The sequence below is a fragment of the Fulvivirga sp. genome (assembly GCF_040218215.1).
Lineage (GTDB): Bacteria > Bacteroidota > Bacteroidia > Cytophagales > Cyclobacteriaceae > Fulvivirga.
The window spans coordinates 118,698-130,105 of the sequence record NZ_JAVJQL010000002.1; the positions used below are offsets into that span (position 1 = coordinate 118,698).

At 39.4% G+C, this 11,408-nt stretch carries 6 protein-coding genes; all 6 read left to right on the forward strand.

Annotation, left to right across the window (positions count from 1 at the left end; translation table 11 throughout):
* Window positions 1-14 precede the first annotated feature (14 nt).
* From RIB54_RS00600 to RIB54_RS00625, 6 genes are read left to right on the forward strand one after another with little or no spacing between them, the layout of a single operon-like run.
* Window positions 15-3,446, forward strand: coding sequence for a 1,3-beta-D-glucan phosphorylase, GH149 family (locus tag RIB54_RS00600; protein WP_350098774.1), 3,432 nt, complete (start codon window positions 15-17; stop codon window positions 3,444-3,446).
* Window positions 3,443-5,170 carry a glycoside hydrolase family 3 protein gene (locus tag RIB54_RS00605; RefSeq protein WP_350098776.1) on the forward strand — a complete coding sequence of 576 codons (1,728 nt, stop codon included), beginning with the start codon at window positions 3,443-3,445 and terminating at the stop codon, window positions 5,168-5,170. The genes RIB54_RS00600 and RIB54_RS00605 overlap by 4 nt, the downstream gene beginning before the upstream one ends.
* Before the next feature lie 26 nt (window positions 5,171-5,196).
* The gene (locus RIB54_RS00610; RefSeq protein WP_350098778.1) at window positions 5,197-6,474 is read left to right on the forward strand and encodes a glycosyl hydrolase family 17 protein; all 1,278 of its coding nucleotides are present in this window, start codon (window positions 5,197-5,199) and stop codon (window positions 6,472-6,474) included.
* A 9-nt stretch (window positions 6,475-6,483) separates the two neighbouring features.
* The gene (locus RIB54_RS00615; protein ID WP_350098780.1) at window positions 6,484-7,974 is read left to right on the forward strand and encodes a glycoside hydrolase family 30 protein; all 1,491 of its coding nucleotides are present in this window, start codon (window positions 6,484-6,486) and stop codon (window positions 7,972-7,974) included.
* Window positions 7,975-7,978: 4 nt separating this feature from the next.
* Complete coding sequence (locus RIB54_RS00620) at window positions 7,979-10,318, forward strand: MFS transporter (RefSeq protein ID WP_350098782.1); 2,340 nt, start codon at window positions 7,979-7,981, stop codon at window positions 10,316-10,318.
* 2 nt (window positions 10,319-10,320) lie between these two features.
* Window positions 10,321-11,205, forward strand: coding sequence for a glycoside hydrolase family 17 protein (locus RIB54_RS00625; protein ID WP_350068645.1), 885 nt, complete (start codon window positions 10,321-10,323; stop codon window positions 11,203-11,205).
* Window positions 11,206-11,408 lie beyond the last annotated feature (203 nt).

Sequence of the window (11,408 nt, forward strand, 5' to 3'; positions counted from 1 at the left end):
AATTCAAAAGGTTAATGACGCAAACTGATCAGAGCAATATCGAGCAGGTTGAAATTGAAAATGAGGCATTTTTCAAAATATCAAACATCGATAAAATTCGTCCTTTTTTCATGAGTGTGGTTAGCGACTCTAATCACTGGATGTTTATAGGAAGTAATGGTGGTATTAGTGCAGGTAGAAAAAATGCAGAAAATGCTCTTTTCCCTTATTACACAGATGATAAAATTGTTGAATCATCAGAAATCACAGGCAGTAAATCGATCTTCCAGCTAAAGACCAATGAAAAGACATTAATTTGGGAGCCATTCTCCATCCGAAATACTAGCCAATACAATATCTCCAGAAACCTCTACAAAAATGTATATGGCAATAAGGTACTTTTCGAGGAGGTAAATCATGATCTCAAGCTAAGGTTTCAATATCAATGGAATTCCAGCAATACTTACGGTTTCATAAAAAAAAGCAAACTAGTTAATGAGGGCTCTGATGCAGTATCAGTCAATATTCTTGATGGAATTCAAAACATCTTACCCTATGGCGTTGGAAGTATGTTACAAAGTCAGCGAAGTAATTTGGTTGATGCTTATAAAAGGAATGAACTCAGTCCGGAAGGAGTTGGCATTTATGCACTTAGTGCCATAATAGTCGACAAAGCTGAACCAAGCGAAGCACTTAAGGCCAATATCTCATGGTCTCTGGGTTTAGATCAACCTACCTACCTCCTATCATCATTACAATTAGATGCATTTAGAAATTGTAAGGCATTAACGCCAGAAGAAGACATAAAAGCTGAAAAAGGTGCGTATTTCATTAGCACAGAGGTAAAAATTGAGGCAAAGAAGTCATCTGATTGGATGATTATATCGTATGTCAATCAAGACACCACAGATGTAATTAGAATTTCCGATGCAATTAAAAATGATTCTTACCTGAATCAAAAAGTACTTCAAGACATAGAAGAAGGAACTAAAAGGCTTATCCAATTAACCGCTTCTGCCGATGGTCTTCAATCATCGAATGATAAGCCCAGGGATACCAGACATTTCTCAAACACACTCTTCAACATTATGAGAGGTGGTATTTTTGATAATAACTATCAAATTGAAAAGGGAGATTTTACAAACTACCTATCTAATGCAAACAAAGAGGTATTAAAATCAACAATTGACTTACTTAAAAAGCTCCCTGAAAAATTTACAACGTCAGAGTTTAAGAAAATCATCAATGAATCTAATAATCTGCATTTAAAAAGATTAAGTACCGAATATCTACCCTTAAAATTTAGTAGACGGCATGGGGACCCAAGCAGGCCTTGGAACCAGTTTTCCATAAACACCCAAAATGAAAATGATGGGTCTAAAATTTTGGATTATGAAGGAAATTGGCGTGACATATTCCAAAATTGGGAAGCTCTTGCCCTTTCCTACCCCGGATTTTTGGAAGGCATGATTTTTAAGTTTCTTAATGCAACAACATTTGATGGCTATAACCCCTATAGGATCACAAAAAATGGGATTGATTGGGAAAGAATAGAGCCCGATGACCCATGGTCTTATATTGGTTACTGGGGTGACCATCAAATCATATATCTCCTTAAATTCCTGGAGATACTGGAGGGTTATTACCCAGGCCAACTTGAAAGCTATTTTTATTCTAATGTCTTCGTTTATGCCAACGTTCCATATAAAATCAAAAATTATGATGATATCCTACATAACCCAAAGGACACCATTGATTTTGATCATGAACTAGATAAGGAAATTGAAGCTAGGCGACTGATAATCGGTGCGGACGCTGCATTACTCACTAATAATGAAGGCTCCATTTATCAGGTTAACTTCATTGAGAAGATATTAGCGACTGTACTAGCTAAAATGTCAAATTTCATTCCTGAAGGCGGCATTTGGATGAATACGCAGCGCCCGGAATGGAATGATGCAAATAATGCACTGGTAGGCAATGGTGTGTCAGTTGTTACGCTGTGTTATCTGAGAAGATTTTTATCATTTTTTGAAAGCCTACTAGAAAACAGGGATCTAAAAGCAATCGAAATATCTGAAGAACTTAAGGTTTTTTTTGATAGTTGTCTGGACACCCTTCGCAAAAACAAAGCTTTATTGAAAGGCTCATTTAGCAATAAAGATCGCAAATCTGTTTTAGACGGCCTTGGAGCCGCTGGAAGCAAATATAGAGATCAAATTTATCACAACTCATTTAGCGGTAAAACCAAAACCTTGAGTTTTGATGAGTTGAGTGACTTTATAGACAATGGCCTGAGTTATCTTGAACATACCATAGAAGCCAATAAGCGTTTCGACAATTTATACCACGGTTATAATTTAATGACTGTTGAAAATGACAGTGAAATATCAATTTCTGAATTGAGCGAAATGCTTGAAGGTCAGGTTGCAGTGCTTAGCTCAGGATTCCTTAGCTCACAGGAAAGTCTTGAGGTCTTGGATGCCCTCAAATCAAGCAGTTTATTCAGGGAAGACCAATACAGCTACCTATTGTACCCCAATAAGCGGCTTTCTGGCTTTTTAGACAAAAACAACATCCCCGAATCTTCAATTAACCAATCCAAGCTACTGCTAAAGTTAGTGGAAGATGGTGAGCGAAGTGTTGTTTCTATAGACGTCCGCGGTGGTTTTCATTTCAATGGCAACTTGAAAAATGCCGCTGATTTAGAAAATGCACTTAACAACTTGGATATGTTGAAGTATGGAGAGCTTATCAAATCCGATAAAGATCTGGTCTTAAAACTTTATGAAAAGATATTCAATCATAAAGCCTTTACTGGAAGGTCAGGAACCTTCTTTGGTTATGAAGGACTAGGTTCCATCTATTGGCATATGGTTTCCAAGCTACAACTTGCAGCTCAGGAATGTTGTCTAAAAGCGATTAATAATGGCGAGAGCAAAGAAGTCATAGGTAGACTTCTTGAACATTATTATGAGATAAATGAAGGCATTGGAGTCCACAAAGCACCACATCTATACGGGGCCTTCCCTACCGATCCCTATTCCCATACACCATTTACAAAAGGTGCCCAGCAGCCGGGCATGACTGGCCAGGTAAAAGAGGATATCTTATCAAGGTTTGGTGAACTTGGTGTGTTTATTAAAAAAGGACAAATGGTCTTTAATCCATGTTTGCTTAGAAGAAATGAATTTATTCATAAGGAAAGCACCTTTCAATATTACGATGTTAATTCATCACACCAGGCACTAACATTACCTGCAGGTTCTGTTTGCTTTACATATTGCCAAATCCCTATTCGGTATACCATATCTGAAAGTGAAGGTATTGAAATATTATACTCCAATGGTAAAGTTGAAAATTTAGCAACCTTAACATTAGACTCAAGAGTGAGCAGTCTAGTTTTCAAGAGATCTGGAGACATTTCTCAAATAGTAGTACACATCAAGGAGGACAATTTATTGTGAGCAAAACAAAGACTGACATGATCCTTGAGCAGAAAGTAAATGCACTGCTTGCCAAAATGACCCTGGAAGAAAAAATAGGTCAAATGACCCAGGTTAGGCATTTTGAAATTACAAAGGAAGAAGTTAGTTCGAAATTTTTAGGTTCGATAATACATACGGAAGGACCTACACCAGGTGAAACTGCAACTGACTGGCAATTAAAATTCATAGAACTGCAAAAACAAGCATTATCTACACGTTTAGCGATTCCATTATTGTTTGGTGTTGACGCAGTTCATGGTCAGAATACATTTAATGGAGCAACCATTTTTCCTCATAATATTGGACTGGGTGCTACTAAAAATCCGGAGTTAGTTGAAAAAATCGCATCAATTACGGCCTTAGAATCACAAGCAACGGGTTTTAATTGGGTTTTTTCGCCTTGTGTGGCTATACCATTTAATGAAAAATGGGGACGGGTATATGAGGCGTTTTCAGAGAGTACTGAATTGACCACAGCACTTACAAAAGCCTCGGTAAAAGGACATCAAGGTGTGCTTTCAGATCCTCATACTGTAATGGCAACAGCTAAACACTTTATTGGTGATGGTGCTACCGACAACGGTACTGAGGGTGGTCATACGACATTATCTGCAGAGGACGTTTCAAAATACCTTTTGCCACCTTATCAGGCAGCAGTTGATCTGGGCGTTGGTGCCGTAATGGCCTCATTTAATACTTTGGATGGGATATCGATGCACGCACACAAAGCACTAATTACTGATACTCTAAAAATATCAATGGGCTTTGACGGTATTGTGGTGTCAGACTGGAAAGGGTATTCTAGGTTTGGCGAAACTGATATTATCAATGCAGGAATTGATATGGTTATGGCCGTTGACGGTGATTTGGATACTTATCAAAAGGGACTGAAAGAAGCTGTTGGTAACGGCATTGTTGATCAGCAACGAATAGATGATGCCACAAAACGCATTTTAAGGCAAAAATTCAGGCTCGGATTATTTGACAATCCCTTTCCCGATTCGGCCTTAATTGAGAAAATAGGGTGTGCCGATCATAGAAATATGGCAAGGCAAGCCGTGAGAGAGTCTTTGGTACTGCTTAAGAATAAAGATAACCTGCTTCCATTAAAAAAGGATTCCAAAATAGTGGTTGTAGGGGAATTTGCAGAAAACACTGGCCTTCAATCGGGCGGCTGGACAGTACATTGGCAAGGCATGACCGAGGATTACAGGGGGGCAATAAGCATTTTGAATGGAATTCAGCAATTAGCAACAAACGAAATACTTTATGACATAGACGGCACAAAAAATTATGATGCTGATGTGGCCATAGTAGTTGTTGGTGAAACACCTTATGCTGAGTTCTTTGGGGATATAGGAGGAGAAATAAATGCCTACCAATTAACCCTAAGACAAGAACATCAAAACTATATAAATAAATACGCAGAAAAAGGAATACCAACTGTCACCATTCTAATATCTGGCCGGCCTATGGTCACAACAACACAAATAGAGCAATCAGATGCTTTTGTGGCGGCCTGGCTACCTGGATCAGAAGGGGATGGTATAGCTCAGGTATTATTCGGTGACTATGATTTTAAAGGCAGGTTACCTCATTCATGGCCAAAATCTGTTCAAGATTATCAAGGGAAGTATGGCCCTAATCTTTGGGATAATTCATTGGAGCCATTATTTCCCTTTGGCTATGGATTAAGCTACTGACTAAACTGAAATAACATTTAAACCTCATGAATATAATTTTCAAAACCGTAGCCAGCATAGTTTTATTAGCAGTTTGCTTTTCGTGCAATCAAAAAGAAAATGATTCGAGAATAAATAAAAAGAAAGAAGTGACAGCAAAAGAAATACTAGGAAATCCAAAATATTTAGCCATTTCATACGGAGGTTATAGAGCAACCTCAAGAGATGTTCAGCCCACTATTCCGCAACTTAAAGAAGACATGAAAATACTGTCTGCAATGGGTATTAAGCTTATCAGAACTTATAACGTGCAATTGCCACATGCTCCAAACATCCTTAAAGCGATAAGCGAGCTTAAAAGTGAAGACCCTTCTTTCGAAATGTATGTTATGCTTGGAGCCTGGATCGACTGCAAAAATGCCTGGACAGGCCAAACTCCTGATCATAATATTGAAAGTGAGCAAAATGAAGGCGAAATTGCCAGAGCGGTAAAGCTTGCTAATCAATACCCTGATATCGTTAAAATTTTGGCTGTAGGTAATGAAGCCATGGTAAAATGGGCAGAAAGTTATTATGTGCAACCCTCTGTCATTTTAAAATGGGTCAACCACTTGCAAAGCCTAAAAGCAAAAGGTGGTTTGGCCAAAGCCCTATGGGTTACTAGCTCAGATGATTTCTCCTCATGGGGCGGTGGTGACTCCTTATACCATACTCCAGACCTTGAAAAATTGGTAAAAGCGGTAGACTATATTTCAATGCATACCTACCCTTATCATAATTCCCACTATAATCCGGCATTTTGGCATGTGCCCCCTGGTGAACATAATCTACCTGAAATAGAAAAAGTCAATGCCGCTATGGCGAGAGCACTCAATTTTGCACAAGCGCAATATGATTCTGTTTCCAATTATGTAAAAAGTCTGGGAGTAGAAAAGCCCATTCATATAGGTGAAACGGGTTGGGCCACTATTTCTGACGGCTTTTATGGCAATGAAGGCTCAAGAGCTACTGATGAGTATAAACAAGGCTTATACTATAAGCTCATCCGCGAATGGACCAACAGTAAAAATATCACCTGCTTCTATTTTGAAGCTTTTGATGAACAATGGAAAGATGCCAATAACCCGCAAGGCTCAGAGAATCATTTCGGGCTTTTTACACTCAAAGGTGAAGCCAAATACCCGGTTTGGCCACTGGTAGATGAGGGGGTATTTAATGGCCTGACCAGAGATGGCCAAGCCATAGTAAACACATTTAAGGGTGATGTAGAAACTTTGAAAGCACAGGTGCTGGCACCTCCCCAAAAGCAAGACTCCATAAAATAAGATTAAGCCATGAAGACCTACCAATTTTTGCTTTTGATTATGATGCTAACGACTGCCTGCAAAAAGGACATGAAACAACTCAAAACAGAGGTATATGAAACTTCTGCCGGAGGCAATAAACTAAATGTTATTAATGAATTTCCAGAAGCGGATGAAGCGCCAATAATAAGATTATTGCCTGACACTAAATACCAAAGCATAACAGGTTTTGGTGGCTCTTTTACAGAAGCTTCGGCCTATCTCTTAAATCAACTTAGCTCTGAAAATAGGGCTAAAATATTGGAAGCTTACTTTGGTGAAAGTGGTGCTAAATATTCCCTTACCAGGACGCATATCAACTCTAGTGATTTTTCATTGTCTAACTACTCATATGCGCCAATTGCCGATGACCTAGAACTTGAGCACTTTTCCATAGCCGAAGACACAGCCGACATTATACCAATGATAAAAGAGGCCATGGCCATTTCTAAAGAGGGCTTTAAAATTATTAGCTCACCTTGGACTGCCCCACCGTGGATGAAAGATAACAACAGCTATGTGGGTGGCAAATTGTTGCCTAAATATTATGACACCTGGGCACTGTTTTTTACCAAATACCTGGAGGCCTATGAAAAGGAAGGAATTGATATTTGGGGAATAACGGTTGAAAATGAGCCGTTGGGTAATGGTAATAATTGGGAAAGCATGCACTATTCTGCCGAAGAAATGACTCAATTTGTTGAATATCATCTGGGACCAACGCTCAAAAAAAGCACCTACCCAAATGTTAAAATATTAGGTTATGACCAAAACCGCGAACATCTAAAACACTGGGTAGATACCATGTTTAAAAATGATAGTTCGTCCCAGTATTTTGATGGCACAGCCATTCATTGGTATGCCAGTACTTTTGATGTTTTTCCTGAAGAACTGCAATATGCACATCAAAAGGCGCCTGATAAGCATTTAATACAAACAGAAGCCTGTGTTGATGCAGAAGTGCCCAAATGGCAAGATGATGATTGGTATTGGTCTAAAGAGGCTACTGATTGGGGATGGGACTGGGCACCAGAACAAGAAAAGCACCTTCATCCTAAATATGTTCCTGTGTATCGCTATGCCCGCGACATGATAGGCTGTTTGAACAATTGGGTTGATGGTTGGGTGGACTGGAATATGGTATTGGACCGTCAGGGAGGTCCCAACTGGTTTAAAAACTGGTGTGTAGCTCCGGTAATAGTAGATCCCGAAAAAGATGAAGTTTACTTTACACCACTTTATTATACCATGAGCCATTTCAGCAAATTCATCAGGCCGGGTGCCAAAAGAATTGGTTTTGAAAATGCCAATGAGAAGCTCCAGGTTACTGCGGTCAAAAACCCTGATGGCACGTTGGCGGTGGTCATCTTAAATGAAGGTAAAGTGACACAAAACTTTAGCCTGAATCTCGGTGAAGAGCAAAAAACAGTATCCATTTCACCACAAGCAATACAAACAATTATTATCTCAACTAAAATTTAGCTTTATGTCAACAGCCGTAAATCAAGTTCCGTTTGGTCAAAAAGTAGCATTTGGAATCGGCATGTTAGCCAACCAAATGTTTCCAGCAGTATTAGGTATTTTTATGGTTGTGCTCGTGCAAGATCTTGGTTTTCCAGGCTGGATGTGGGGTGTGATTTACTTTTTCCCTCGTGTTTTTGACTCCATTACCGATCCTATCATGGGGTTTATTTCTGATAATACAAAGTCCAGATGGGGACGAAGAAGACAATATGTGTTTTTTGGTGCCATATTAATGGGTTTAGCATTTATAGTGATGTGGCAACTTTATAGAGAAGATGGTATAGAATATAATTTTATTTATTTCTTGCTGTGGTCATTTGTGTTCTATCTGGGGCTCACCATATTTAGCGTGCCTTACGTGGCCATGGGCTATGAAATGAGCAATGACTTTCATGAGCGCACCAATATCATGGCCGTAGCACAATGGATTGGACAATGGGCATGGGTAGTTGCGCCCTGGTTCTGGGTTGTAATGTATGATCCTGACTGGTTTCCAACGGCAGAAGTAGCCACCAGAACACTTGCAGTATGGGTAGGTGTAATTTGCATGTTGTTCGCAATGGTTCCGGCCATTTTCATAAAGAGTAAATCAACACTTAATGAAAACTACTCTCCCCTAAATTTAAGAACCATTGGAAGCAGTCTAAAAGAAATCCTAAAAGGGTTTAAAGAAGCATTTGCATCCCCACCCTTCAGAAAATTATGTATTGCCACATTTTTTATTTTCAATGCATTTAACACTATCGCAGCCTTTTCATTTTTCATAGTCGTTTACTATTTGTTCAATGGCAATGCTCCGGCAGCCGGTATTTGGCCTACCCTTTTCGGAAGTCTGGGAGCAATCGTAACTACTTTTGTAGTCATTCCTATTGTGGCCAAAATGTCTAAGAAAATGGGCAAGAAAAATGCCTTCATTTGGTCTCAGGGCATCTCCATCATTGGCTATATTATGCTTTGGTTTCTGTTTGTCCCCGGCAAGCCTTACATGTTCATATTTGCGCTGCCCTTCTTCTCATTTGGAATTGGAAGCCTTTTTACTCTAATGATGTCCATGACTTCAGATGTAATCGATCTTGACGAATTGACTTCAGGAAAGCGTAGAGAAGGTGTTTTTGGGGCAATTTATTGGTGGATGGTGAAGTTTGGCTTTGCTATTGCCGGTGGCTTGAGCGGCCTTATTCTAAGTGTTGTTGGTTTTAATGCCGATGCTCAGGTACAAACTGAGGAAGCCTTAACAGGATTAAGGGCGTTTTACTCTGGCGTTCCTATTTTAGGAACATTAATAGCCATGTTTGTTATGCGGAATTATGATGTTACCGAAGAGCGTGCAAATGAGATACGTGCAGAATTGGATAGGCGTGCAAAACCAGTTAAAACAAGCTCTTCTTACTACCCAACTGATCGCGTAAAATCATTATTTGACAGGCAGTTTAATCTTGATACTTCTGTAAATACAGACATAACATCTAAAACTACTGAAGAAATAAAAGCACTATTCTCTGCTTCATTGAATAGCGGGGCACCCGGTTTATGTTTTAGCCCCTATTTTCAAGGTCAGGATATTGATGACCTGTTGTCTGAATCTCAGATACGTGAACGGATGGATACTATTCAGTCTCATACCAAATGGATACGCTCCTTTTCATGCACTAATGGTAACGAGTTTATTCCAAAAGTAGCTCGTGAGGCCGGGCTTAAGACCATGGTTGGGGCTTGGATCGGGCCAGATAAAGAAAGAAATGAAAAAGAGATAGCCGCATTGATTGACCTGGCTAAATCAGGGTATGTAGATATTGCAGCAGTGGGCAATGAAGTTTTGTTAAGAGGCGACCTACCTAAAGGTGAATTAATAGAGTACATCCAAAGGGTAAAAGAAGCATTGCCAAATATTCAGGTTGGTTGTGTTGATACCTATTTTCAATTCAGTGAACATGCAGATTTGGTTGATTCATGTGATGTTATTTTAGCCAATTGCTATCCTTTCTGGGAAGGTAATGACATTAATGAAGCTTCATTAAGTCTACAAAAAATGTATGCCGTTACACAAGATGCAGCCAAAAACAAGCCGGTGTTCATAACCGAAACCGGATGGCCAAACAAAGGTGAAGCCAATGGAGCAGCCCTTCCATCTTCAAACAATGCTATGAAATACTTCATTGATATCAATGCCTGGAGGCAAAAACACAATGTGGAAGTATTTTACTTCTCCTCATTTGATGAACCATGGAAAATACACCATGAAGGTGATGTAGGTCAAAGCTGGGGGATTTGGGATAAAAACGATAAGCTAAAATATAGTTAAAAATGTCATTAAGATCAGAGAAAATATTAGCGCTCACAGGCCTTGACCATCAAGGCAAAAGCAAGGAAGAATTAGCAATACTATTCAGAAAAGCACTGAATAGCGGCATGCACGGCATAGGGTTTAGTCCATATATTGAAGGTCAAAACCCTGGTGACCAAATTACTGAAGACCAGATAAGAAGAAGAATGGACATAATAGCACCATATACACAATGGATCCGCTCATTTTCTTGTACTGACGGCAATGAGCTTATACCAAAAGTGGCGCATGAGTACGGTCTAAAAACACTGGTTGGCGCATGGCTGGGGGACAACGCGGATATTAACAGACGTGAAATTGAAAATTTAATCAAAGTAGCCAATGAAGGCCATGTGGATATTGCTGCAGTAGGTAATGAAGTAATGTACCGTGGAGATTTGACCGAGGAAGAATTATTGCAGTTCATATATCACGTTAAAGGAGCCCTTCCAGGCATTCAGGTTGGCTATGTAGATGCATATTACGAGTTTGAGCATAGACCAAAAATTACCGAAGCTTGTGATGTAATCTTGGCCAATTGCTACCCCTACTGGGAAGGTTGTCAGTGTGACTACTCACTGGTGTATATGAAAGATATGTATAATAAAGCACTTAGAGCTGGTCACGGAAAGAAAGTAATAATTTCTGAAACCGGCTGGCCCAGTCAGGGAACAGGACTACACGGAGCAATACCTTCTGATGAGAACTTCATGAAATATTTCATTAATACACAGAAGTGGTCCGCAGAAGATAATATAGATATATTTTACTTCTCCTCTTTCGATGAATCATGGAAAGTTGGTGCAGAAGGAGATGTAGGTGCCTATTGGGGCATTTGGGATAAAGATGAAAAACTCAAATATTGAGTAAATAAAAGAGCTCCTTTAGGGAGCTTTTTTTATGCCTAAAAAAGTATGGCACAAAAAAAAGGTAATGGTGCCAAAAATGGTTGGTGATTTTTAGTGGATCATTGTATTATTTTGTGATTGTAAATCTGAAGAGGAAGTAGGCTCTGCTGAGGAGCAACCTGCCAGCAATAGGACTTACCAAGTGGAATGAACCTCTCTTC

Coding starts and splice junctions, on each gene's coding strand:
- RIB54_RS00600 (WP_350098774.1), top strand. CDS start 15: ATGACGCAAACTGATCAGAGCAATATCGAGCAGGTTGAAATTGAAAAT.
- RIB54_RS00610 (WP_350098778.1), top strand. CDS start 5,197: ATGAATATAATTTTCAAAACCGTAGCCAGCATAGTTTTATTAGCAGTT.
- RIB54_RS00615 (WP_350098780.1), top strand. CDS start 6,484: ATGAAGACCTACCAATTTTTGCTTTTGATTATGATGCTAACGACTGCC.
- RIB54_RS00620 (WP_350098782.1), top strand. CDS start 7,979: ATGTCAACAGCCGTAAATCAAGTTCCGTTTGGTCAAAAAGTAGCATTT.
- RIB54_RS00625 (WP_350068645.1), top strand. CDS start 10,321: ATGTCATTAAGATCAGAGAAAATATTAGCGCTCACAGGCCTTGACCAT.